The sequence below is a fragment of the Algicella marina genome, assembly GCF_009931615.1.
Classification (GTDB): domain Bacteria; phylum Pseudomonadota; class Alphaproteobacteria; order Rhodobacterales; family Rhodobacteraceae; genus Algicella; species Algicella marina.
The window spans coordinates 3,120,473-3,142,497 of sequence record NZ_CP046620.1 but is presented as its reverse complement, the minus strand read 5'-3'; the positions used below and the strand labels follow the sequence as shown (position 1 = coordinate 3,142,497).

Sequence of the window (22,025 nt, the reverse complement as noted above, 5' to 3'; positions counted from 1 at the left end):
CCTTCAGGCAGGCACGAAGGTCAGCCTCGTCACGCCACCCTCGAAAGCATCGGTGGAGACCAGCCGCAGCGCCGGCGGCACTTGCGCAAAGAAGGGCGTGCCTTTCCCCAGCACGACGGGGTGGTAGTAGAGCCGGTACTCGTCGATCAGCCCCAGCGCCGAAAGGCTCCCCGCCAGCACCGGGCCGCCCACGTCGATCTCACCTTCCCGTTCCGCTTTCAGCCGCCCCACCGCCGTGGCGAGGTCGCCCTCCACCAGTGTCGCATTCGGCCCCACCTCTTGCAGGCTGGCAGAGACGACCCACTTATCCTGTGCGCGCCACGCTTCTGCGAAGGCTCGCTCGTTCGCGCCCCAGCCCGGTTGTTCCTCGTCCCAATAGCGCATGATCTCGTAGAGCCTGCGACCGTAGAGACTGCCCCCAGCCTCCCGCACGCAGTCCGTCCAGTGCTTGAAAAGCTCGGGACCCGGCGCAAAGCCATCATGGTCGACATATCCGTCGAGCGACACGTTCATAGCGAACACGAGTCTTGCCATCTCACGCCTCCACGTCAGCCTGCAAAATGGTTAGCTGCGGGTCCCGTACACGGCAACAGGTATCTTTCTGGCGTCCCCGCGCGTCGCCAGACGGTCATCGCCTTGGCACAAGGCGCGCGTGTCACCCCGCGTCCGAAGTCTGATTCCCGACGTTGATCCACCCCGCATCGCCAACCTCATAGCTGTAGGTCTGGCCCCGGATGAACGCGAATTCGCCCTCTGGCACCGAGAGCCGCTCGATCGTCACCCGCTCGGCCGACACGTCGAGGATCGCACAATCATTAGGCTCGCCCCTCAGCCGGGTCGACAGGCCGGTGCCGCAGTGAACCTGCAACGTCATGGATTTGTTCTTCCGGGTCACGAACGGCTCCACCGTCCACTTGTGCAAATGCCCTGTCAGCACGATGTGCGGGCCGGCATCGGCCCAACTTTCCAGCGCACGCGGGGCGTTCAGCATCAGCCTTTTTTCGATTTCGCTGGATTGATGGAACGGATGATGCGCAAGGATCACCACGGCCCGCTCCGTCGCATTCGCCCGGATTTCTTCGGCCACCCGCCTGATCTGCCCGCGCCGCACGATCCCGCGCTGATGATGCCACCGGTGCGTCGTATCGACCCCCACGATCACCGCATCATCCGACGCCACGCGCGGTTCGGTCTCGGTCGCGATCCAGTGGCGATATGCGGCCCTCGGTGCCAGCACCCGCTGCGGGAGGTTATAGAGCGGAATGTCGTGATTGCCCGGCACCGCGTCCCAGGGCACCGGCAGGCGCTCCAGAAATTCGCAGGCAGGTCTGAAATGCGATGCCCGCGCCCGCTGTACGAAGTCACCGGCAATCACGACACGGTCAGGCGCGGCTTCCTCGATGGTGGCCAGCAACGGGGCGACGAGGTCCGGGTTGGCGCGACCGAAATGCAGGTCTGACAACAGGAACAGTCGCATCAAGCCTCGTTTTCTTCGGGGTGCGGCACGCGAATCGGTATCGCATTCTCCTTCAGGCGAAAGCGGTAGGGCCCCGCCATCCGCTCCCGCTCGCCATCCCGCGCGAACCGACGGGCGGCACTGGTTTCGATATCGATCTCCTTACCCGAGAGTAGCACGTAATCCTGCCCCTTGCGCGCGCCGCGAAAGAAGATGCGCATCGCCCTCCACAACAGCATCCAGCGGCCGGAGTCACGGGCCGCCAGCAGCGCCATCTTGCCGTCCTCGATCTCCTCGACGCCCTCGAGATCGAACTCCGCCAGTTGATAGGCCCGGATGGCGACGAACGCCACCGGCGAACGCATCTGGTGAACCTTGCCATCAACCGTGATCTTCATCTTGAGCGAACGGTAAAGCGTCGCCATGGCAACGATGACGGACCAATAGGCCGCCAACCGGGAGCGGCCCCAATTCTTGTAGATATCCTCCCGCACCTCCAGCACGGCGGCATAGGCACCGATGCTGGCGTTGTTCAGGAAAACCTTGCCGTTGATCTCGCCGAACGAAAGCGTCGAGTCAGCCCCGTTCAACGCGACATCCAGCGCCTTCTCGGCATCCTCGGGCAGGCCGAGGCTGCGTGCGAAATAGTTGAACGTGCCCAGCGGCAGAACTCCCAGCCGCGGCCCCTTGCCTCGCAATGCTTCCGTGACGCCGCAGATCGTCCCGTCGCCGCCAGCGGCGATGATCGGGTCAAACCCCTTGGCGACCGCCTCATCAACGGCCTTCGCCATGTCGGCCGGTTTTTTCAGCAGGATCGCCTCGACACCGCGATCCTCCAGCAGCTTCAGTGTTTGGGCAAAACTCTCCTCGTCGCTGCCGCGACCGGATTTTCTGTTGATGATCGCGCAGGCCTTGTTGCCCATGGTGCCTCTCTCGAACTGGCGTGTGTCCATGGTAAAGCCGCGTGGGGCAAACCGGTTCCACCACCGGTGACACCCATTTCGCGCCGAGAAATGCTGCATTGCACCCGCAAAAGCGGTAAACCGGTCCGGAACACCCAAACGAATGTCAGGTCATCGCCTCATGCCACTTTCCCTCGAAGACCGTATCGCCACCGCCAGCGGCGAAATTCCTGCCGAGATCGTCCTGCGCGGCGGTCGCGTCTTCGACACGATCACCGGCGCATTCCTCGAAGGCGATGTCGCCATCGCTGGCGGCACCATCGCCGGCGTCGGCACCTACGACGCCGCCGAGATCATCGACGTTTCCGGCAAGATCCTCACACCCGGCTTCATCGACACGCACCTGCACATCGAATCCTCGCTCGTCACCCCGTTCGAGTTCGATCGCTGCGTCGGACCGCGCGGCATCACCACCGCCATCTGCGACCCGCACGAAATCGCCAACGTGATCGGCGTGCCCGGCATCGAGTATTTTCTGGATGCCGCCACCCGCACCTGCATGGACATCCGCGTGCAACTCTCCTCCTGCGTGCCATCCTCGCACATGGAAACCGCCGGGGCCGAGATCGGGGCGGAGGAACTGGCCGCCCTTCACGGCCACCCCCAGGGCATCGGCCTTGCCGAATTCATGAACTTTCCCGGCGTCATCCACCGCGATCCCGGCTGCATGGCCAAGCTGCACGCTTTCGCGGGCCAGCATATCGACGGCCACGCGCCGCTGCTGCGGGGGCAGGATCTCAACGCCTATATCGCCGCCGGCATCCGCACCGAGCATGAGGCGACCACCGCCGAAGAAGCGCTGGAAAAGCTGCAGAAGGGCCTCCGCATCCTGATCCGTGAAGGCTCCGTCTCCAAGGATCTTCAAGCCCTGATGCCGCTGATCACGGAGCGCAATTCCCCCTACATCGCCTTCTGCACGGATGACCGGAACCCCCTCGACATCGCCGAGCAGGGTCATCTCGACCACATGATCCGCACCGCCATCGCCGCCGGCTGCGAGCCGCTGGCCGTTTACCGCGCCGCCACCCTCTCGGCGGCCGAGGCGTTCGGCCTGAAGGATCGCGGCCACATCGCGCCGGGCAAGCGCGCCGATATCGTAGTGATGGAAAGCCTCGCCGAGTGCCGCGCCGAAATCGTCTTCTCCGGCGGCATCCGCCTCACGCCGGAAGCCTACGCCGCCCGCCAAACCATCCCGCCCGTGGGCCGCGCAAGCGTCAAGGCCCCCGCGATCACGCCCGCCAGCTTCCGCACCACCTCCAACCGCGCGGAGACGGACGTGATCGGCATCCTCCCCGGCAAGATCATCACCGAGCACCTGCACGAAACCATCCCGGTGGAGGACGGTGACAAACGCCCCGACCCGTCTCGCGACCTCATCAAGATCGCCGTCATCGAACGCCACGGCCGCAACGGCAACATCGCCACCGCCTTCGTGAAGGGCTTCGGCCTGCAAAAGGGCGCCATTGCCTCCACCGTCTGCCATGACCACCACAACATCGCCGTGGTCGGCGCGAGTTACGAAGACATGGCCCTCGCCGCAACCCGCCTGACGGAAATCGAGGGCGGTTTCACCGTGGCCTGTGATGGTCAGATCCTCGCCGAACTGCCCCTCCCTGTCGCCGGCCTGATGAGCGAAGCACCTTTCGAAGAGGTTGAGCAAACCCTCCGCACCCTCCGCGCCGCCGCCCTCTCCCTCGGTGTCACGCTCGAGGAACCCTTCCTCCAACTTGCCTTCCTCGCGCTACCCGTCATTCCCAACCTCAAGATCACGGACAGGGGGCTGGTGGACGTGATGAAGTTCGAGATCATCGGCTGAGCCGGTGCCACCTGCTGTTCGCCGGATACAGAGGGATGAGGAGACAGACGAAAGCAAGTCAGCAAAACTGACTTACGTTTCTGGTAATGCTCTTCTTACCTCAAAGGTAATCAGTTTCATTACCTTTCTCTGCAAACCCGTACCGCGCCGCAAAAGTCGACTTCCCCGCGACGGCTTGCCATACCAAACCCATACGCGGGTTTCACTGGCGCCGCAGGATCGTGATTTCGGTGTCGCCATAGCGCCTTTGATCGGCGATTCTCAGCCTCTCCGGCGGGGTGATCCGGGCGCTTTCCTCCCACACGATCACCGCCTCCGCAGCCAACCAGTCACCGGCCAGCGCAGCCGTCAGCGCCCGCTCTCCCAACCCCTTGCCATAGGGCGGATCGAGGAAGATCAGGTCGTAGGGTGCCCCGGCGTTGCCGCCCAGTTTGAGGGCGGATCGGCGTTGCAGTTTTGCAATGTCAGCACATTGTAATCGCTCGATATTCTGCCGAATTAACGCGCCGCTCTTCGCCCCGTCATCGATCATCAGCGCCTCTGCGGCGCCCCGGCTGAGCGCCTCCAACGCCAGTGCACCGGTGCCCGCGAAAAGGTCCAACACGCGCAGCCCATCGAGCGCCGGATATCCCCCGTGTTCCAGCACATTGAACAGGCTTTCCCGTACCTTGTCGGAGGTCGGCCGCAGATGCGCGGCGGCGTCGCCTTTGCCCAGCGCCGCCAGTCCCGTCCCCCGCCACCTGCCGCCGACGATTCTCATCCTCTAAGCCGTTGGAATCTCTTTGAAATCGGCGCCAGCCGCCAGCGATTCCACTTCCGGAGAAACCCCCGCTTCGATCCAGCGTTTGCCAGTCATATAAGCCTTCGGGTCGTTCATCGCGTCCACCGCCAGAAGTTCCAACCCTTTGAAATACCAGCAGGAATATGATCCTTCCCGCGCGCCACTACGTGTCACGACCCGCTCGAAACCGGTGTTCAGCCCGGCAATCTGCAGTTTTACGTCATACTGGTCGGACCAGAACCACGGCTTGGCGACGTATTCCACCTCACCATTCAGCATGTTCTTCGCAATTACTTCTGAAAAATCAATGGCATGCGGAACCGACTCCAGCCGTATCCGCCCGCCGCGATAGGGAAAGGAACAGCAATCCCCACTGGCAAATATCGCTGGATCCGACGTCCGCCCATATCCGTCCACCGCGATCCCGTTCTCCAACCGCAGCCCCGCCGCCTCCGCCAGCCATGTCGAAGGTTCGATCCCAACGCCGACAACTGCGAAATCCACATCGAGCCGCGTACCATCCGTCAGCAGTGCAGCAGTGACCCGCGCGTCGCCCTCGAGTTTTTCAAGTCCAATTCCCTCAACGATTTCAACGCCATGAGAAGAATGAAGTTTGCGGAAGTATTCGGCGGTCTCGGCAGAGGCCACCCGCTTCAGGATCCGGTCTGCCATCTCGATCAGCGTCACCCGTAGCCCCTTGGCCGCCGCCACTGCCGCAGCCTCCAACCCGATGTACCCGCCGCCGACGATCAGAACATGTCGCCCAGGCACCACTTCCGCCGCCATCGCATCCACATCCGCCAGATCGCGCACCGTATACACTCCGCCGAGTGTCCCGCCGATCCTCTCAGGCAGTCGCCGCGCATGTGATCCGGTTGTCAGCGCAAGTTGATCGTATGCCAGTTTGTCGCCACCTTCAAAATGCACTTCACGGGTGTCCCGATCTATGCCACGCACTCGCGTTCCGAGCCGTAACGCGATGTTTTCATTGTCATAATAACTCTGTGGTCGCAGGTGCAGACGTTCGACTTCCAATTCGCCCAGCAGGTACTTCTTGGAAAGTGGAGGGCGTTGGTATGGCAAATGTTGCTCAGCTCCCACCAGCGTCACCGGCCCGTCGTAGCCCTCCTTGCGCAGTGTCTCCACCAGCGTCGCACCGGCCTGCCCGGCCCCGACAACCACGATTCCCGCCATATTGCCTTTTCCTCCAAACGGGGCTCTCTACCCCTGTCGAAACTGAGCCGCACCCTATAGGATCGTGAGTCAGAAGCGCAATCAAGGAGCCGCCAAATGACCATTTCCGTCGGAGACGAACTGCCAGAGGCCACCTTCATCGAGATCGGCCCCGAAGGACCGAAGGCCGTTCCTCTCGCCGAGATTCTGGGCTCGGGTAAAACGGTTATCTTCGGTGTGCCTGGTGCCTATACGCCCACTTGTTCTTCCGCCCACATGCCGAGCTTCATTCGCACTAAAAAACAATTGGAAAGCAAGGGTGTAGACTCCATCGCTTGTGTGTCCGTAAACGATCCGTTCGTCATGAAGGCTTGGGGCGAGTCGACTGGTGCCAGCGAGGCGGGCATAAGGATGCTGGCTGATCCGGCTTCTGACTTCGCCAAGGCGCTCGGACTGGAATTCAGCGCACCGCCAGCCGGCCTGCTCTCCCGGTCCCGACGCTTCTCCCTTGTCGCGGAAGGTGGCAAGGTCACTCATCTGAACATCGAGGAAAGCCCGGGAGTGTGTGAACTTTCCGGTGGAGAGAGCCTTCTCGATCAGTTGTAGTAGTCAGCCAGCGAGCTTGTCCATCCGGCGTGCAAGCTTCAGATCAAGTTCCGTCAGACCTTCCGCATCATGAGTCGTCAGGGTGACGCTGACGTTGTTGTATACGTTCGACCATTCGGGATGATGGTTCATCTTCTCTGCCACCATTGCGACTTGGCTCATCCAGCCGAAGGCACTGACAAAGTTGGAGAATTTGAACTCCTTGCTGATGGCGTCGCGATCGGCGTCCAAACTCCATCCGGTCTCCTGTAACTCAGATAACGCCGTCTCGCGTTCCGTCTCACTCAGTTTCTCCGCCATGCGCAGCACCTCCTTCATTTTCGCTCATCACCTTGCGAAACGGGCCGTAGTTGGTGACGATCTCGATTTCCTCGTCAATCGCTTCACGCTCCGCCTCAAGATATTGGCTGATTGCCTTCGCGAACCCTTCGTCGGCCACCCAGTGGAGTGAGTAAGTTGGAACAGGTAGGTATCCGCGAGCCAGTTTGTGACTTCCCTGTGCCCCGGCTTCCACGCGTTCGAGGTTATTTTCAATAGCGAAATCAATGGCCTGATAATAACACATTTCGAAATGCAGGCATGGGACCTCATACCTGCAACCCCAATAGCGTCCATAAAGCACGTTTTGGCCCAGAAAGTTCAGAGCGCCGGCGACGGGCTGTCCGTCCATCTCCGCAAAGAAAAGCAGGATGTCATTCCGCAGGTGAGCGTGAGCCTCTTCAAAGAACTCCCGTGTCAAATAGGGAGTGCCCCATTTTCTGTCGCCTGTATCCTGATAAAACTCCCAAAAGGCATCCCAGTGATGGGGCTTGATATCGTCTCCTGTAAGCCCGCTAACGGTGACACCACTGGCCATTGCCGTTCGCCGTTCCTTGCGGATCGCCTTGCGCTTTCGTGACGAAAGGTCCGCAAGAAATGCCTCGAAATCAGAGTATTGGCGATTATTCCAATGAAATTGCTGGCTGGTGCGCTGCAACAGCCCGGCGTTGCCGCCCGCATCAAACTCGGCCTCAGTGCAGAAAGTGATGTGGATCGAAGAGACACCGTTTCCTTGCGCAAGCTGAATTGCACCATCGGTCAAGGCGGCACGGCCAATACCATCCCAACCTGGACGAGTGAGAAACCGGCGACCGGTGGCAGGGGTAAACGGTATTGCCGATTGCAGTTTCGGATAATAGCGCCCGCCCGCTCTTTCATAGGCGTGGGCCCAGTTGTGGTCGAAGATATACTCACCCTGGCTATGGGACTTTCCGTACAGTGGCATCACGGCTATGACTTCGCCCTGCGCACGTGCCACGAGATGCCGAGGCTGCCAACCGGTTCCTTTCCCAACGGAGCCGCTGTCTTCCAAAGCTTTTAGAAAACGGTGCGTGGTGAAAGGGTTATCGGAACGCGCCGCGTTTTCCGGATCAGCACAAGCATCCCAATCCTTTGCTGGCAGATCTTCAATTGCGGCCAGAACGTCAATCTCGATGGTTGGAGAGTCATCCATTGGCAGCGTCCGGTTTCGGGGGTTTCATCTGCCTACACTTGGGGGTGATTGCGCTGGCGTCAATGCTTCGGCAAGTAACCTTCGAAGGTGATGTTGTCGGCAACTGCCCGAGCCGCAGTTTCTTCCAGAGCGGAACGTACCGTCCAGCAAAGCACTGGAAGATCGTTCTCCCTTTGCCGACGGACGGCGGCATCCGACAAAAACAGGTGATTGTGGCTGATGAAATCGAGCTTCAGCCTGTCAACGGCTTCCATCCGGCTCAAGGAACGCCGCGCATCCGTAGGCAAAAGGTTCCATTCGCTTTGGTCATAATTGTCAGTCGTCAGACCGTTAGCCACCGATGGCTGGGCTTCGCGGAATAGTTCGACAGCATGCGGATTAAACGACATAACGGCAATCGGGCCGATGTAGTTCTCAAGCTCACTCGCAACGGCTCTTTCCAGTTCGCCGTCCGTTGGACCCATTCTGCCGCTCTGATCCTTGATTTCGATCAGCAATGGAACCCGACCCGCGACGATCTCGAGAATTTCCGCCAGTGTGGGGATGGTTTCTTCGCTGCCGGTCAATGGCGTTTCACCTAGTTCAGCAGCAGGAAACGTTTTTACCTGTCCCTTCCGGGTAGTCAGACGATCCAGCAGGTCATCGTGAAAAACCATCGCCTGGCCGTCCGCTGATTGTTGGACATCCACTTCGATGCCGAAACCGGCGGAAACCGCCGCAATGCATGCGGCGCGTGAGTTCTCGACGACCCCGATGGTGCGATCATGCAGGCCTCGATGGGCGAGCGGGCAGCGCAGAAAGGCTAGGTCAAGCAATCTCGAAAACGCCTTCAACTTCGACAGATACGTTGAATGGCAGCGACCCCGCGCCGACTGCTGCGCGCGAATGGGAGCCTTTGGCCCCGAATACTTCCGCCATAAGGTCAGAAGCTCCATTGACCACGGCCGGATGATCGCCGAACTCCGGAGTTGCGTTGACGAAGCCGGTTAGCTTCACGACGCGCTGAACCTTGTCGAGATCGCCATCACAGGCGGCCTTCAGCTGCGCGATCAGGGCGATGCCGCATTGGCGCGCGGCCTGCTGGGCAGTGGCCACATCCGTTTCGCTGCCGACTTTGCCTTTCATCAGGCCATCCGGGCCTGAAGGAAGCTGGCCGGAAACAAAGACCAGATTGCCGCTACGGACATATGGTACGTAATTGGCTGCAGGCGCCGGAGCGTCAGGCAGGGTGATGTCGAGAGATTTGAGTTTCGCGTCGATGGCACCGGCCATTGCAACCTCATTTGTCGGGGAAATTTTTGGCCTCAGCTTTCGCGGAAGGCTTTGTTGAAGTAGTCGGCAAGTGGCTTGACGAGATAGTTGAGGGCCGTTCTTTCGCCAGTTTTTATGAAGCTTTCCACAGGCATGCCGGGTACAAGTGTGATGTCACCCAGTCTCTCTACCTCGCCCTCTTTCGGCAGGATCTCGGCCTGATAATAAGTATAGCCGGTGTTTTCATCGACAAAGGCATCGCCCGACACCTTGCTGACGTATCCGTAGATTTCCGGTGATGTGCGCTGATCGAATGCCGAAAAGCGCAACGCTGCTTCCTGACCGACAGCCACCTCGTCGATGTTGATGGAATCGATGCGGGTGGAAATGACGAGCGGAATGTCCTGGGGTACGATATACATGATCACGTCGGCCGGTCGAATGACCGCACCTATCGTATTGATCTGGCGGCCGTAGATCACACCCGCGACCGGGGCCTTGACGTCGAGGCGCGAAAGCGTCTCCCGCGAGGAAAGGCGGCGCTCCTTCAATTCGATTTCGCGATACTGGATGTCCCGCAACTCGCTGATTGCCTGCTCCCTCAGGCTGGTATCTAGCTTCAGGATTCCAATCTCGATCTCGGTCGTCCGGGCGGCAAGCCCGGCCGCCTGTGACGTCAATTCGCCCACAAGGCCCCCGAGACGGGACTTCTCGCGTTGAAGAGAAAGAACGCGCGTTGCCTGCGTCAGGCCTTTTTCCAGAAGGCTTCTCTGGTCGGTCAGTTCTTCTTCAATAAAGGCGAGCTGATCCTTCAGCGCTGCAAGTTGCGCTTGGCTTCCCTCGATCTGGTTGCCGATCTGCACCTTCTGTTCGGAAAGTTGCTCCACTTCCTTTTGACGTGAATCCTGCCGGGCGCGGAACAGCCGTTCCTGGCCTAACATCAGCTCGAGGATTTCGGTGCGCGTATTGGCCAGTTCAATCAGTTCCGGATCGAAACGCAGAACATCGGCGCCATCCCGCTCCGCCTCCAGTCGTGCGCGACGGGCCATGATTTCGAAGAGCTGACTTTCGATAATCGCCAACTCCGAGCGGACCATGCGTCCGTCGAGCCGAAGCAGAAGATCCCCGGATTCAACGCTTTGGCCTTCTTCCACGAGGATTTCACCGACCACACCGCCCTCGGGATGCTGAACCGCCTGACGGTTGCCTTCGACGATTATCATTCCGGACGAAACGATTGCGCCCGATATATTGGCCAATGCCGACCAGGCGCCAAGGCCGAAGATCAGTACGAACAGGGCGACAAACCCTATGGCCAGTGGCACGATCGGGTTCCATTTCTTGGTTCCGTCGGTCATTTTTTGCCCTCCGCCCCGATGGAGCCAGCGATCTGGTTGTAATTCTTGATCTGCTCTCGCAGCACTTCGTCACGCGGGCCGAACGCCTTCAGCATCCCGTTCTCGATCACGAGCAGAAGGTCGCATTCCGTTATGCCGCTGGGTCGGTGCGCCATGATGATGACCGACTTACCTGCTTCCTTCATCGTGCGGATCGCCTGGTTAAGTGCGTTGCCGCCTTCGCTGTCGAGGTTGGAGTTCGGTTCGTCGAGGATCAAGATTGCCGGATCGCCATACATCGCGCGGGCAAGCCCGATCCGTTGCTTCTGACCACCGGACAACCTTCCGCCGCCGGACATAAGCACTGTATCGTAACCGTTGGACAGATTGAGGATCATCTCATGCGCACCCGCCTTTTTGGCGGCTTCCACAACCTTCGCCGGGTCCGGCTCAGCGGCCAGTCGGGCGATGTTCTCGGTGACAGTCGCATTGAAAAGGGCGACATCCTGCGGGAGGTAGCCGATCTGCGCGCCGAGCGCTTCGGGCGAATACTGGTCAAGCGTTGCTCCGTCCAGACGGACCTTGCCGGAGGCTGCTGGCCAGATTCCGGTGAGCACACGGGCAAGGGTAGATTTGCCGGAACCGGACGGACCGATGACGCCGAGTGCCTGCCCGGGTTCCAGCCGGAAGCTGAGCATCCTCAGTGTCGCAACCTTCTCACCCGGCGGAACGACGGTTACCTGCTGTGCTTCAAGGATGGAGCGCGCCGCCGGGAGCGGCGTGTGTTCCGGTTCCGGGGCAGTGGAGTTCAATAACTCCTCCAGAGAAGACCAGCCCTGCCGTGCCCGTTGAAAGAGGGACCACCCGCCAATGGCCTGATCGACCGGTGCCAGAGCACGACCCATCAGAATCGAACCGGCAATCATCGCACCGGGTGAAAGCTGGCCCTTCAGCACCAGATATGCGCCTAAGGCAAGCATCGCCGATTGCAGGAAGAAGCGGAAGGTCTTTGACAGGGTGGTAAAGATGCCTGTCTGGTCGCTCGCCTGGATCTGGGAACCGAGCGCTGCATCCCGGTTTTCTTTCCACCGATGCAATACGGCATTCCGCATGCCCAGTCCCTGAACCAGTTCGCCTTGTTCTCTCAGACCTTCAGCAAACGCCTCACTGCGGTTCGACGCCATCTGGGCGTCGAGTTGCGGTTTTTTCGTCAGCATTTGGTTGAGAATGGTAACCGTGATCAGAATCAGCCCGCCAACGATTGCCAGCCACCCCATGAGCGGGTGAAATATGAATATCGCGAGAATGAATATCGGGGTCCACGGGATGTCGAAGATCGCAAACACCACTGGCGCGGACATGAAACGTTGGACTGACTCGAGATCACGTAGTCCGGTGGCCGGCTTGGCGCGCTCAGACGGGATGACAGATCGGCGGAGAATGGCGTCAAACACCCTGGCGTCGAGAGTGTTCTGAAAATCGGCGCCGATGCGAGCCGCGACGCGGCCGCGCGCATAGTCAAGGACCCCCATTATGGCGTAGAGGGCGGCCACGAGCAGAAAAAGCGCTGTCAGTGTCGCCATCGACCGGCTGGCGAGCACACGGTCATAGACCTGCAACATGAACAGCGGTCCCGTCAGCATCAGCAGGTTCACGAAAACGCTGAAAATTCCGAGGGACCAGAACAATCCCTTGCCTTTGACCAAAGCCTGCCGCAACTCTCCCTTCGCATTGGCCGGCCGAAAGGCAGACTTGAGCTTTTGCATCTGCATCACTTGTCCTCATCGCGGCCAAAAAACACCGGGTTGGCCTTGTAAAATCACTTCCGTGCGGGAATTTCTGTGCTGATCACGTTACATGTCTCTGTGCAAGAGATAGATCACAATTGAAACCGCCGCTCTGGCACAGGAATTGTATAATGCTATATGGGCACAAAGTTAACGGGGCTGATAATGCTTTCTGAAAGATTTGGACGTATCGCGAGGCTGTCTCTCGCCATCGTGGCGCTCGGGGTGGCGGGGTGTACCGATACTTCCGAACTTAGTTCGGGCAACCAGGACCCGTACGAAGATACCAACCGCAAGGTTCATGCCTTCAATAAGGGTCTGGACAAAAACCTTCTCAAACCTACGTCGGAGGCCTACGGCGGCGTCGTTCCTCAGCCCGTCCGCAAGGGAATAAGTAATGCTGTCACCAACATAAATGAGCCGCTGGCTTTCATAAACCACGCGCTGCAAGGAGATTTCGACGACGCCGGTGCCACGTTTGCGCGTTTCGCCGTCAATACCGTGTTCGGTTTCGGAGGCTTGCTCGATATCGGCACCGATGCCGGCATTTACGAGCGGCCGACCGATTTCGGAGAGACGATGGCCGTATGGGGTGTTCGCGAGGGCGCCTATGTAGAGTTGCCGGTCTTTGGTCCGTCCAGCGAGCGGGATGTTGCCGGTCGCGTTGTCGATTTCGCGATGAATCCCACTACATATGTACTGACTCCGACGCAGCAGCAGGTACTCGCAGGCGCAACGGTGGCTGACATCGTGAACCAGAGGTACGAGTTTGCAAGCGTCATAAATGCGTTGCTGTACGAGTCGGCGGACAGTTACTCCGCTGCGAGAATTGCGTATTTGCAAAACAAGGCGCAGGCACTCAGTGGTGGTGTCAGCGAGGACGATCTGGAGGATCCATATGCCTTTGAATGAAAATCAAATCTCCCGCCGGTCCGTGATGGCTGGTATCGCTGCGGCGGGCGGTCTTGCAGTCGTGCCGCACGGCGCCGCTGCGGCAACGACCGATCAGGCGATCGGCCTCGTCAACAAGATTGTTGCCGAACTGTTGCAGGTCGTGAAGAGCAGCCAGTCGACGGCGCAGGCTCTCAGTCGCTTTGAGCAGATTTTTGTTACGTATGGCGACGTTCCAGTCATTGCCCGCTCGGTCCTCGGTCCGGCCTGGAGGCAGACCTCGGGAGCGCAGCAGTCAGCCTTTATTTCGGCGTTTCGTGGCTATCTTGCCCGCAAGTACGGCAAACAGTTCCGTGAGTTCCGCGATGCGACTGTCGAAGTGACGCGGGCGGTTGACCGCGGCGACAAGGGGATCGTGGTTTCTTCGGTCCTGAAATACAGCGGGAGTGCGCCGATTGCCGTGGACTGGCAGGTAAGTGATCGATCCGGCAGCCTGAAGATGTTCAACCTCTTCATCGAGGGAGTTTCAATGCTGTCGACCGAGCGCAACGAAGTTGGCGCATTGCTGGAAGCCAATCGTAACAGCGTCGATGCGTTGATTGCCGATCTTAACCAGCGGGGCTGAGGCCTTAGTTCCCGCTGCCGAAGATCGAGTTTAGAACACTCTCCATCACGGAGTTTGCAACCGGGTCGTCCGTACCCGGTTGCACTGCCCTCTCAACGACCTGTGGGGCAGCGGGGATCAGCATCGGTAATGGCCGCGGCGGCAAGCCTTGGTGAACACGCGTCATCACTTCGTTCCAGATCTCCGCAGGCAGGCCGCTGCCGGTGACACCCTTCAGCGGCGTATTGTCATCATAACCCATCCAGACGCCTGCCACGTAATCAGCCGTGAAACCTATGAACCACGCGTCGCGTGCTGCCTGAGTCGTGCCGGTCTTGCCGGCAGCCTGCCTGTCCGCAAGTTTCGCGCGCGCGCCGGAGCCGTTCTCGATGACCTGGTTGAGCATGTAGATCAGGAAACCGTCAGCCGTTTCGTTGAGGACCCTGAAATTCGCCTCGCGATCGGCCCCCATTAACGTGGTATTGTCGCCTTTCAGTTTGATGGACGTCAAACCGTAGGGCTTGGATCGGCGACCGCCGTTAAGAATACCAGCGTAGGCACCCGTCAGTTCAAGAAGCGTCATTTCGGAAACGCCCAGTGCCAGTGACGGTCCCTTGGCTATTGGGGACGAAATGCCAAAATCCTGCGCGATGGCGCGCACGTGTTCACGTCCCACCCGCTCCGACACCTTCACTGCGACAGTGTTGATGGAGTGCTGCAGAGCCTGCGTCAATGTGATCTCGCCACGAAACTTGCGGTCGTAATTCTGCGGTGACCAGGATTTGGAACCAGGTACTTCGAGTGTGATCGGCGCGTCAAAAAATGTATCGGTCGGCAACATACCGGATTCCAGACCTGCCGCGTAAACCAAGGGTTTGAAGGCGGAACCGGGTTGACGCAGGGCCATTGTCGCGCGGTTGAATTGCCCGGCCACGGGGCCAGAGGTTTTTCGCCCGCCGACCATGGCGCGCACCGCGCCGTCCGGAGACATGATTACGACGGCAGCCTGAGCTTTCGAGCCCTCGCTGACCTTTTCCGCAAATATCTTGGCAATCGCGGCCTCCGCCGCCTGTTGAATCCGTGGGTCGAAGGTCGTCTCTATCACTACGTCCTCTGTCGTACCCTGCGTCAGGTAACTGGGTCCGGCAGACATGATCCAGTCTGCGAAATAGCCGCCAGCGCGGGCTTCCGCCGCCGGTGACAGTGAGGCCGGTTGTGCCCGAGCCAGTTCTGCCTCGATGCGCGTCAGGTGTCCCTGTTCCTGCATGAGATCTATGATGACATTGGCCCGTCCCTGCGCCGCATCGATATTGCGGGTCGGTGCATAGCGCGAAGGAGCCTTCAACAGGCCAGCCAGCATCGCCGCCTCGGCCGGGTCAACTTCCCTTGCGGATTTGCCGAAATATCTTTGTGAAGCGGCTTCGAAACCTTGCGCACCAGCACCCAGGTAGGCACGGTTTAGGTAAATCGAAAGAATGTCGTTCTTGGTGTATTTCAACTCCATCGCCAGAACGATTGGTATCTGCTTGATATGGCGTTCGAGGCTGCGGGTGTTGCCGAAGAACAGGATCTTTGCCACCTGCTGGGTAATTGTGGATCCACCCTGCACGACCCGACCTGCCTTGAAGTTGGCAGTCATCGCCCGCGCGATGCCCTTCGGGTCTAATCCGAAATGGTGGAAGAAACGCTTGTCTTCTGTCGCAACCACGGCGTTTACGAGGTGGGGGGATGCAGTTTCCGTGCGGGTCGTCTGATACTGCTCACCACGCCACGCAAAAATCTGGTTGCTGCGGTCGCGCAAGGTTACTGATCCGCGATCCCTGCCATCCAGCAACTCTTCCATCGGCGGCAGCGTGGCATAGAAATAGAGCGTCGTCGCGCCTATGACGATTGCCAGGGCAATCCCGACACGGAGGCCCAACCACCAGAAAATTCCGAAGAAAAACCGCAAAATGCGGCGCAGCGCCCGTTCTATCAGGCCGGGTCCGCGCTTGGTTGTCCGCGCACGTCGCCTCGGGCGGCTGCGCTTCTGTCTTTTGCCTGTACCGGCCATGGCTTTTTGCCTTTTGTGGTCCGCTCGTGATTTCACCATAATCGTTCTGCTGGGCTTTGTGGAGCCAAAACGAGAGCATTATCGGGTGCACAAAAAATACGCAGTTTCCCCAGCAATTGCCTCACAGAGACACTTTTCCGTCATTTTCCGGAAAATTGACGGCGTTGATCGGATCGTTTTTCTGGCATCCGCAACCGCCTCGTCGCTTTCGTGGTGCCTGAGCGCGTGAGTTGAGACTCTGCGCACTCCCAGAGGTCAAGAGGGAAAAACATGAAACTGGTTATTGCCGTGATCAAGCCGTTCAAGCTCGAGGAAGTCCGCGAAGCGCTGACTTCCATTGGCGTGCAGGGACTTATGGTCACAGAAGTTAAGGGGTATGGGCGGCAGGCCGGCCACACCGAGATCTATCGCGGTGCCGAGTATGTCGTGAACTTCGTTCCGAAGATCCGGCTGGAAATTGTCGTGTCTGACGCGCTCGTCGCCCAAACGGTCGAGACACTCGCCTCGACGGCGAAGACGGGCAAGATCGGCGACGGCAAGGTTTTCGTGCTGGATGTCGAGCAAGCCCTACGTGTGCGCACCGGCGAGACCGGCGAAGACGCACTTTGAGCCCTTCAACTCACAATCAAATGTCGAGAGAAAACATGTCTAACAAACTCAAGTATTTCGGGCTCTCCGCAGCGGCGCTGCTGGCAGCTTCGCCCGTCCTGGCGCAGGAGGCCACGGGTGAAACCGCAGCCCAGACGCAGTGGATCCTAACAACTCTCCTCTTCCTCGTCGGCGGCTTCCTCGTCTTCTGGATGGCAGCCGGCTTCGCGATGCTGGAAGCAGGTCTCGTCCGCTCCAAGAATGTCACTACCCAGCTTACCAAGAACATTGCGCTCTTCTCGATCGCATCCATCATGTACTACCTGATCGGGTACAACCTGATGTACCCGCTCGGCAGCTGGTCCATCGGATCGGATGAGACAGGTGGCTACCTGGGTATTCTTTTCGCCCCGGCGCTTCTGGAAGCCGTGGGCGTTGCGTCCGATGCCGTTGATGACGCGGGCTACGCATCTACTGGATCGGACTACTTCTTCCAGCTTATGTTCTGCGCTACAACCGCCTCTATCGTTTCCGGTACGCTGGCGGAGCGCATCAAACTCTGGCCGTTCCTGATCTTTACCGTGATCCTGACGGGTATCCTCTACCCGATCCAAGCTTCATGGAAATGGGGCGGCGGTTTCCTTGATAGTCAGTGGGGTTTCCTGGACTTCGCTGGTTCGACTGTTGTGCACTCAGTCGGTGGCTGGGCCGCGCTCGCCGGTGCGATCCTTCTTGGTGCGCGCGTTGGCAAATACCGTGACGGCGGCGTCGTGCCGATGCTTGGTTCCAGCATGCCGCTGGCGACGCTCGGTACATTCATTCTCTGGCTCGGGTGGTTCGGCTTCAACGGCGGTTCCCAGCTGGCAATGGGTACAATGAGCGATGCCGCAGACGTTTCCCGTATTTTCGCCAACACCAACACGGCTGCGGCTGGTGGGGCAATTGCTGCACTGATCCTGACGCAGGTAATGTACGGCAAGGTCGATCTGACCATGGTACTCAACGGTGCTCTCGCCGGGCTTGTTTCCATTACCGCCGAACCGCTGACGCCCGGCCTTGGCATGGCAACGCTGATTGGTGCGATCGGTGGTGTGATCGTTGTCTTCGGTGTGCCGTTCCTCGACAAGATCAAGATCGACGACGTTGTCGGTGCGATCCCTGTTCACCTCTTCGCAGGTATCTGGGGTACGCTGGCAGTGTTGCTCACGAACTCTGACGCAACATTCATGGGCCAGCTGGTTCCGATCATCATCGTCGGCGTGTTCGTCTTCGTCGTTTCCTTCGCGGTGTGGTTCATCCTCAAGGCAACAATGGGGATCCGTGTCAGCGAAGAGGCAGAAATCGAAGGCCTCGATACATCCGAGCTTGGTATGGAAGCATACCCTGAGTTCACCAACTGAATCTCCCCGCCGGGGCGGTAGCGCCCCGGTCGCGACTTGCCCGGGCCTTTCGGCCCGGGTTTTTTTATGCGAGGTGGATTCAATGAGCAGGAGGCAGAAGACAATGGGCGATAAGGACACGGTGCTGGCAAGAGTTTTGGCCCTGACTGAGGGTGAGGACGACGTGGTGGCCAAGATGGCAACAGTGGCCTGTGAATTGTTTAACTCCGATTCTCGATTCGATTGGGTGGGCTTCTACCGGGTGACAGAACCGAACTTGCTGAAGATCGGACCTTACCAAGGCGGTCACGGCTGCCTGGCGATTCCATTTGCAAAGGGAGTCTGCGGTGCCGCTGCCGTTTCCGGTGAAACCCAACTGGTCGATGATGTAGATGCGTTTCCAGGGCACATAGCCTGCTCATCGACCACTCGTTCGGAGATCGTGGTGCCGGTGTTCTCTTCAGAGGGTGAGTTGCTGGGAGTACTCGATATAGACAGCGATCAGCCTGCCGCCTTCTCCGGAGAAGACAAGGTAATGCTCGAAAAGCTTATGAAAATGACTTTTGGGTAAAGAAAAAGGCGGACCGAAGCCCGCCTTTCAGTACAGCCAGATGGCTGAACTCAGTCCTGGTTTGCAGCCACAGCAGCGCCGATGATGGCGATGCCGATCAGCGGGACAAGCCATGCAGCGTTGGAACCACCGACGGGCTCGTCAACAGCTACGGGCTCGGGGGCCACGAACGGCTCAACGTTACCGGCGAATGCGGGGGCTGCGAGCAGCGCGATGGCCGCAACAGTTGCAGTGAGTTTCATTTTGGTCTCCATTTGGCCAAATATTTCGGTTGCGTACCTATGGTTAACAGGCAGTGCGGTTTCATCGGTATGGAGAAAGCCCGGAATTTGCAATCCTGCGACATGATATAGCCTCAGTTTCCCTCTTGCTGTGCCTTGATTGCAATAACTCGTGGCTTTCATGCCGCAAATCAGATGAGAAGCACCTGAGTCCCAACTTTCGCCCAGCCAAAAAGTTCCGCGATTTGTTCGTTATAAAGGCCAATACAACCGTTCGAGGATTTTCGGCCGATCTTGCGCGTGTCGTTGGTACCGTGAATGCGATAGTAGCGCCACGATAGATAGAGTGCGTGGGTGCCCAACGGATTTTGCGGCCCGGGGCCAACATATTCCGGAAGGTCCGGGTTGCGTCGCAACATGTTGGGAGTCGGCCGCCAATCCGGTCCCTCACGTTTCTGAACGACGGCCGTCCGACCCGTGCGCGTGAGTTCAGGTGTCAGCGGAACCGAAGTGGGATAGATCTTGTAGATCGTTCCTTCCTCGTTCCAGTAGTGAAGCACGCGCACCTTGGTATCGACAAGAATTACGCCGTTGCGCCGGGAGGGGAAGAAATCCTGCCAATCACGGCTCAGAAATCCTGAAACACGCCGCTTCAACTTCGGTTCGGGTACCGGTCCATCAATCGGAAAGCCGTTTGAATCCACTCCGGGCGGAACTTGGGCAAATGCGCCGGGAGCGGAAATGCCGACTGCTGCTCCTGCCACGGCCAGCCCGGTGAAGCTGCGCCGTGTCATTGAGCTTCCGGTGTGCGAGGGGGATTGTTCGTTCATCATCTTTCCTTCGGGCAGAATCGTCGGATCACGGGAGTTTAGGCAGAACAGCAGCTTGCATCAATTCAGTGGCGAAAGCCGCGCATCGCCTGTGCTTTGCGAACAACCAATTGTACCTACCCGGGAATATAGGTAGAGAACGGGGAAGTTCTTCGGCAACAGGGTTCACCATGCTATTCCGTGTCTTCCTTCTTCTGTCTTCGATCCTGCTGGTTACGGCCTGTACCCCGGTCGGGACATCAAGCTCTGGGGTCGATTTCATCTCCAGCGCGGAGACGAGCGCCGTACGTGCACGCCACGTTGATACGGTCAACGCATTGAGAGCCGAAAGAGGGCTTGCCCCGGTTCAGCTCTCTGCACGCCTTACAGCCGCCGCACTGACGCACGCTCGCGACATGAGTGTGCAGGAGAGGGCGTGGCATTTCGGTTCCGACGGTACTTCCCCGAACGATAGGGCGGCACGGGCCGGTTTCCAGGGGCAGGTTTTTGGCGAGAATATCTCGGAGAGTTTCGACGACGAAGTGTCGTTGTTTCAGTCGTGGCTCGATGACCCGACGACGCGACGTGTGATGCTGGCCCCGCAGGCAACGTCCATTGGTTTTGGCTGGTTTCAGGAATCGAATGGTAAGTTGTGGTGGGTCCAGGTCATTGGCGGGCCATCCTGATTCCGTTTGCTGCCTGACGCTCTCCGACCAGCTGTCGTGATGACGATGATTCCTGCATGGGAGAACGGTGAACTGAAGCCGGTGGACAAGCTGGAGGTCCACAGGCGAGGCCTTCGACATCCTGCTGTCTCGGTTTTTGTCATGAACGGGATGCGCACGCTTCTGCAGCGCAGGGCTTTGATAAAATATCATACTCCTGGACTGTGGGCCAACGCATGCTGCACCCACCCGTACTGGGGTGAAGCGGCCGCAGACTGTGCCACGCGACGATTGCAGCAGGAACTGGGTCTTGCGCAGGTTGAGGTGGAATCCTTCGGCGAACTCGAATACCGGGCCGAAGTCGGCCAAAGTCTGATCGAGCATGAGTGCGTACATATTTTTGTGGCCAGAGGAGATTGGCTGCCGAACCCAAATCCGGACGAAGTGATGGCGACTCGTTGGGTCACATTGGATGGACTGCGCGAGGAAATCGGCCAGAGCCCGCATCGGTTCACGCCTTGGCTCCGGATCTATATGGAGCAATATGCCGAAGCCATTTTTAGCCAACGCTGACGGATCATTCTGAGAAAAATCCCGGTCCGGCGCGTTCCCGCAAGAGAGCTGCTGCCTCCATGCCCATTGCGGCGCCATCGGTTTCGCTGCCTGTGATTTCATGCGTCAGCATTTCCGAACCATCAGGGCGAATGATTTCTCCACGCAGATGAAGCCTTCCCTGAGAAAGTTCTGCCAGACCACCGATCGGTGTCTGGCAGGAACCGTCCAGCCCGCGGAGAAATGTCCGCTCAGCCGCAAGGCGCAGGCCGGTTGCAGGATCGTGGATCGCGGACAGCAGGGTTTCTATGGCCTCGTCTCCGATACGCCATTCGATCCCGATGGCACCTTGCGCAATAGCTGGTAGCATCGAGGTCGCCGGTATTGGTGTGTACGGCACATCTTCCATCGCCAGCCGGTTCAGTCCGGCCATGGCGAGGAAAGTGGCGCTGGCGACACCGTCAGCGAGCTTTCGTAGCCGTGTTTGCACATTGCCGCGAAATTCCACCACCTGCAGGTCCGGCCGGCGATATTTTAGTTGAGCCCGCCGCCGCATCGAGGAGGTGCCGACAACCGAGCCCTCCGGGAGGTCCTCGATGGAGCCGTATTTCAATGATACGAACGCATCCCTGACGTCTTCCCTTGGCAGGTAGCAGCCGAGTGTCAGGCCATCCGGTTGGTCAACCGGCATGTCCTTCATTGAATGTACTGCTATGTCGATCCGCCCGCCAAGCAAGGATTCTTCTATCTCGCGGGTAAACAGGCCCTTTCCGCCAATTTCGCTCAGAGATCTGTTCTGGATTGCGTCGCCGGTCGTGCGGATCGGCTCAATGTGAAAGGCATTTTCCGGCAAGCCGTGAGCCTTCATCAAGCGGTCTTTCGTTTCATGCGCCTGAGCCAAGGCCAGAGGAGACCCACGTGTTCCGATACGCAGGGGCGTTTGCGGGCTGGGGTATCTTTCGTCCATGTCTCAAGCGCCTCCGGTGGCCGTGGGGACGACCGTGCAGAACAATGGCTTTTCCTTATCAAGG

24 protein-coding genes are annotated in these 22,025 nt (G+C 59.0%); 9 read left to right on the top strand and 15 right to left on the bottom strand.

Features of this window, described 5'->3' with window-relative positions; all coding sequences use genetic code 11:
- Positions 1–3 precede the first annotated feature (3 nt).
- The 3 genes from GO499_RS15510 to GO499_RS15500 all read right to left on the bottom strand — a co-directional run bounded on the left by GO499_RS15510 (position 4) and on the right by GO499_RS15500 (position 2,379).
- The gene (locus GO499_RS15510; protein WP_161863032.1) at positions 4–534 is read right to left on the bottom strand and encodes a dihydrofolate reductase family protein; all 531 of its coding nucleotides are present in this window, start codon (positions 532–534) and stop codon (positions 4–6) included.
- Between the two features lie 121 nt (positions 535–655).
- Entirely contained in the window at positions 656–1,477 is an 822-nt protein-coding gene (locus GO499_RS15505) for a metallophosphoesterase family protein (protein WP_284155000.1), read from the bottom strand.
- Positions 1,477–2,379, bottom strand: a complete 903-nt coding sequence (locus GO499_RS15500) for a diacylglycerol/lipid kinase family protein (protein ID WP_161863030.1) — start codon at positions 2,377–2,379, stop codon at positions 1,477–1,479. The genes GO499_RS15505 and GO499_RS15500 overlap by 1 nt, the downstream gene beginning before the upstream one ends.
- A gap of 160 nt (positions 2,380–2,539) precedes the next feature.
- Between GO499_RS15500 and ade the strand changes: the two genes are divergently transcribed.
- On the top strand, positions 2,540–4,234 hold the full coding sequence (gene ade / locus GO499_RS15495) for an adenine deaminase (protein WP_161863029.1): 1,695 nt from the start codon (positions 2,540–2,542) through the stop codon (positions 4,232–4,234).
- Positions 4,235–4,436: 202 nt separating this feature from the next.
- On the opposite strand, the gene rsmD is transcribed toward ade, so the two are convergent.
- Positions 4,437–4,994 (bottom strand): 16S rRNA (guanine(966)-N(2))-methyltransferase RsmD, encoded by a 558-nt coding sequence (gene rsmD / locus GO499_RS15490; protein WP_161863028.1) that lies wholly within the window; start codon positions 4,992–4,994, stop codon positions 4,437–4,439.
- Positions 4,995–4,997: 3 nt separating this feature from the next.
- The gene (locus GO499_RS15485; protein ID WP_161863027.1) at positions 4,998–6,209 is read right to left on the bottom strand and encodes an NAD(P)/FAD-dependent oxidoreductase; all 1,212 of its coding nucleotides are present in this window, start codon (positions 6,207–6,209) and stop codon (positions 4,998–5,000) included.
- Between the two features lie 96 nt (positions 6,210–6,305).
- On the opposite strand from GO499_RS15485, the gene GO499_RS15480 reads away from it, so the two are divergent.
- Entirely contained in the window at positions 6,306–6,794 is a 489-nt protein-coding gene (locus tag GO499_RS15480; RefSeq protein WP_161863026.1) for a peroxiredoxin, read from the top strand.
- Positions 6,795–6,797: 3 nt separating this feature from the next.
- Here the strand turns inward: GO499_RS15480 and GO499_RS15475 are convergent, their stop codons facing one another.
- Genes GO499_RS15475 through GO499_RS15450 form a run of 6 tightly spaced genes read right to left on the bottom strand, consistent with a single transcriptional unit; the run spans position 6,798 to position 12,640 of the window.
- Positions 6,798–7,094, bottom strand: coding sequence for a 4a-hydroxytetrahydrobiopterin dehydratase (locus GO499_RS15475; RefSeq protein ID WP_161863025.1), 297 nt, complete (start codon positions 7,092–7,094; stop codon positions 6,798–6,800).
- Positions 7,075–8,286, bottom strand: a complete 1,212-nt coding sequence (locus tag GO499_RS15470; RefSeq protein ID WP_161863024.1) for a GNAT family N-acetyltransferase — start codon at positions 8,284–8,286, stop codon at positions 7,075–7,077. The genes GO499_RS15475 and GO499_RS15470 overlap by 20 nt, the downstream gene beginning before the upstream one ends.
- Positions 8,287–8,345: 59 nt before the next feature.
- A complete protein-coding gene (locus GO499_RS15465) occupies positions 8,346–9,101 on the bottom strand; it encodes a glycerophosphodiester phosphodiesterase family protein (RefSeq protein WP_161863023.1) in 756 nt (251 codons plus the stop codon).
- Complete coding sequence (locus tag GO499_RS15460; RefSeq protein ID WP_161863022.1) at positions 9,094–9,558, bottom strand: RidA family protein; 465 nt, start codon at positions 9,556–9,558, stop codon at positions 9,094–9,096. The genes GO499_RS15465 and GO499_RS15460 overlap by 8 nt, the downstream gene beginning before the upstream one ends.
- A gap of 32 nt (positions 9,559–9,590) precedes the next feature.
- Positions 9,591–10,895 (bottom strand): HlyD family type I secretion periplasmic adaptor subunit, encoded by a 1,305-nt coding sequence (locus GO499_RS15455; RefSeq protein ID WP_161863021.1) that lies wholly within the window; start codon positions 10,893–10,895, stop codon positions 9,591–9,593.
- Positions 10,892–12,640 carry a type I secretion system permease/ATPase gene (locus GO499_RS15450; RefSeq protein WP_161863020.1) on the bottom strand — a complete coding sequence of 583 codons (1,749 nt, stop codon included), beginning with the start codon at positions 12,638–12,640 and terminating at the stop codon, positions 10,892–10,894. Before GO499_RS15450 ends, GO499_RS15455 begins: the two co-directional genes overlap by 4 nt.
- Before the next feature lie 186 nt (positions 12,641–12,826).
- On the opposite strand from GO499_RS15450, the gene GO499_RS15445 reads away from it, so the two are divergent.
- Both GO499_RS15445 and GO499_RS15440 read left to right on the top strand, forming a co-directional pair.
- Positions 12,827–13,573, top strand: coding sequence for an MlaA family lipoprotein (locus GO499_RS15445; RefSeq protein WP_161863019.1), 747 nt, complete (start codon positions 12,827–12,829; stop codon positions 13,571–13,573).
- Positions 13,560–14,177 (top strand): MlaC/ttg2D family ABC transporter substrate-binding protein, encoded by a 618-nt coding sequence (locus tag GO499_RS15440; protein ID WP_161863018.1) that lies wholly within the window; start codon positions 13,560–13,562, stop codon positions 14,175–14,177. Before GO499_RS15445 ends, GO499_RS15440 begins: the two co-directional genes overlap by 14 nt.
- Before the next feature lie 4 nt (positions 14,178–14,181).
- Here GO499_RS15440 and GO499_RS15435 read toward each other — a convergent pair whose 3' ends face one another.
- On the bottom strand, positions 14,182–16,209 hold the full coding sequence (locus GO499_RS15435) for a transglycosylase domain-containing protein (protein WP_284154770.1): 2,028 nt from the start codon (positions 16,207–16,209) through the stop codon (positions 14,182–14,184).
- A 270-nt stretch (positions 16,210–16,479) separates the two neighbouring features.
- Here GO499_RS15435 and GO499_RS15430 point away from each other — a divergent pair, with 270 nt between their 5' ends.
- The 3 genes from GO499_RS15430 (at position 16,480) to GO499_RS15420 (ending at position 18,747) form a co-directional block, all read left to right on the top strand.
- Positions 16,480–16,818 (top strand): P-II family nitrogen regulator, encoded by a 339-nt coding sequence (locus GO499_RS15430; RefSeq protein WP_161863016.1) that lies wholly within the window; start codon positions 16,480–16,482, stop codon positions 16,816–16,818.
- A 35-nt stretch (positions 16,819–16,853) separates the two neighbouring features.
- Positions 16,854–18,197 (top strand): ammonium transporter, encoded by a 1,344-nt coding sequence (locus GO499_RS15425; RefSeq protein WP_161863015.1) that lies wholly within the window; start codon positions 16,854–16,856, stop codon positions 18,195–18,197.
- 103 nt (positions 18,198–18,300) lie between these two features.
- Positions 18,301–18,747: a GAF domain-containing protein gene (locus tag GO499_RS15420; RefSeq protein WP_161863014.1), complete on the top strand. Its 447-nt coding sequence runs from the start codon at positions 18,301–18,303 to the stop codon at positions 18,745–18,747.
- A 50-nt stretch (positions 18,748–18,797) separates the two neighbouring features.
- On the opposite strand, the gene GO499_RS15415 is transcribed toward GO499_RS15420, so the two are convergent.
- Together GO499_RS15415 and GO499_RS15410 are read right to left on the bottom strand one after the other, a co-directional pair.
- Complete coding sequence (locus GO499_RS15415) at positions 18,798–18,989, bottom strand: hypothetical protein (protein ID WP_161863013.1); 192 nt, start codon at positions 18,987–18,989, stop codon at positions 18,798–18,800.
- Positions 18,990–19,159: 170 nt separating this feature from the next.
- Entirely contained in the window at positions 19,160–19,762 is a 603-nt protein-coding gene (locus GO499_RS15410; protein ID WP_161863012.1) for a L,D-transpeptidase, read from the bottom strand.
- Between the two features lie 206 nt (positions 19,763–19,968).
- Here GO499_RS15410 and dalA point away from each other — a divergent pair, with 206 nt between their 5' ends.
- Entirely contained in the window at positions 19,969–20,463 is a 495-nt protein-coding gene (gene dalA, locus GO499_RS15405) for a divisome-associated lipoprotein DalA (RefSeq protein WP_161863011.1), read from the top strand.
- Positions 20,464–20,499: 36 nt separating this feature from the next.
- Complete coding sequence (idi, locus tag GO499_RS15400; RefSeq protein ID WP_161863010.1) at positions 20,500–21,015, top strand: isopentenyl-diphosphate Delta-isomerase; 516 nt, start codon at positions 20,500–20,502, stop codon at positions 21,013–21,015.
- 4 nt (positions 21,016–21,019) lie between these two features.
- Here idi and hemC read toward each other — a convergent pair whose 3' ends face one another.
- Entirely contained in the window at positions 21,020–21,961 is a 942-nt protein-coding gene (hemC, locus tag GO499_RS15395) for a hydroxymethylbilane synthase (protein WP_161863009.1), read from the bottom strand.
- Positions 21,962–22,025 lie beyond the last annotated feature (64 nt).

Bases quoted from the DNA above. Each gene is read 5' to 3' on its own strand.
- GO499_RS15510 (WP_161863032.1), bottom strand. From the start codon at position 534: ATGGCAAGACTCGTGTTCGCTATGAACGTGTCGCTCGACGGATATGTC.
- GO499_RS15505 (WP_284155000.1), bottom strand. From the start codon at position 1,477: ATGCGACTGTTCCTGTTGTCAGACCTGCATTTCGGTCGCGCCAACCCG.
- GO499_RS15500 (WP_161863030.1), bottom strand. From the start codon at position 2,379: ATGGGCAACAAGGCCTGCGCGATCATCAACAGAAAATCCGGTCGCGGC.
- ade (WP_161863029.1), top strand. From the start codon at position 2,540: ATGCCACTTTCCCTCGAAGACCGTATCGCCACCGCCAGCGGCGAAATT.
- rsmD (WP_161863028.1), bottom strand. From the start codon at position 4,994: ATGAGAATCGTCGGCGGCAGGTGGCGGGGGACGGGACTGGCGGCGCTG.
- GO499_RS15485 (WP_161863027.1), bottom strand. From the start codon at position 6,209: ATGGCGGGAATCGTGGTTGTCGGGGCCGGGCAGGCCGGTGCGACGCTG.
- GO499_RS15480 (WP_161863026.1), top strand. From the start codon at position 6,306: ATGACCATTTCCGTCGGAGACGAACTGCCAGAGGCCACCTTCATCGAG.
- GO499_RS15475 (WP_161863025.1), bottom strand. From the start codon at position 7,094: ATGGCGGAGAAACTGAGTGAGACGGAACGCGAGACGGCGTTATCTGAG.
- GO499_RS15470 (WP_161863024.1), bottom strand. From the start codon at position 8,286: ATGGATGACTCTCCAACCATCGAGATTGACGTTCTGGCCGCAATTGAA.
- GO499_RS15460 (WP_161863022.1), bottom strand. From the start codon at position 9,558: ATGGCCGGTGCCATCGACGCGAAACTCAAATCTCTCGACATCACCCTG.
- GO499_RS15455 (WP_161863021.1), bottom strand. From the start codon at position 10,895: ATGACCGACGGAACCAAGAAATGGAACCCGATCGTGCCACTGGCCATA.
- GO499_RS15450 (WP_161863020.1), bottom strand. From the start codon at position 12,640: ATGCAAAAGCTCAAGTCTGCCTTTCGGCCGGCCAATGCGAAGGGAGAG.
- GO499_RS15445 (WP_161863019.1), top strand. From the start codon at position 12,827: ATGCTTTCTGAAAGATTTGGACGTATCGCGAGGCTGTCTCTCGCCATC.
- GO499_RS15440 (WP_161863018.1), top strand. From the start codon at position 13,560: ATGCCTTTGAATGAAAATCAAATCTCCCGCCGGTCCGTGATGGCTGGT.
- GO499_RS15435 (WP_284154770.1), bottom strand. From the start codon at position 16,209: ATGGCCGGTACAGGCAAAAGACAGAAGCGCAGCCGCCCGAGGCGACGT.
- GO499_RS15430 (WP_161863016.1), top strand. From the start codon at position 16,480: ATGAAACTGGTTATTGCCGTGATCAAGCCGTTCAAGCTCGAGGAAGTC.
- GO499_RS15425 (WP_161863015.1), top strand. From the start codon at position 16,854: ATGTCTAACAAACTCAAGTATTTCGGGCTCTCCGCAGCGGCGCTGCTG.
- GO499_RS15420 (WP_161863014.1), top strand. From the start codon at position 18,301: ATGGGCGATAAGGACACGGTGCTGGCAAGAGTTTTGGCCCTGACTGAG.
- GO499_RS15415 (WP_161863013.1), bottom strand. From the start codon at position 18,989: ATGAAACTCACTGCAACTGTTGCGGCCATCGCGCTGCTCGCAGCCCCC.
- GO499_RS15410 (WP_161863012.1), bottom strand. From the start codon at position 19,762: ATGACACGGCGCAGCTTCACCGGGCTGGCCGTGGCAGGAGCAGCAGTC.
- dalA (WP_161863011.1), top strand. From the start codon at position 19,969: ATGCTATTCCGTGTCTTCCTTCTTCTGTCTTCGATCCTGCTGGTTACG.
- hemC (WP_161863009.1), bottom strand. From the start codon at position 21,961: ATGGACGAAAGATACCCCAGCCCGCAAACGCCCCTGCGTATCGGAACA.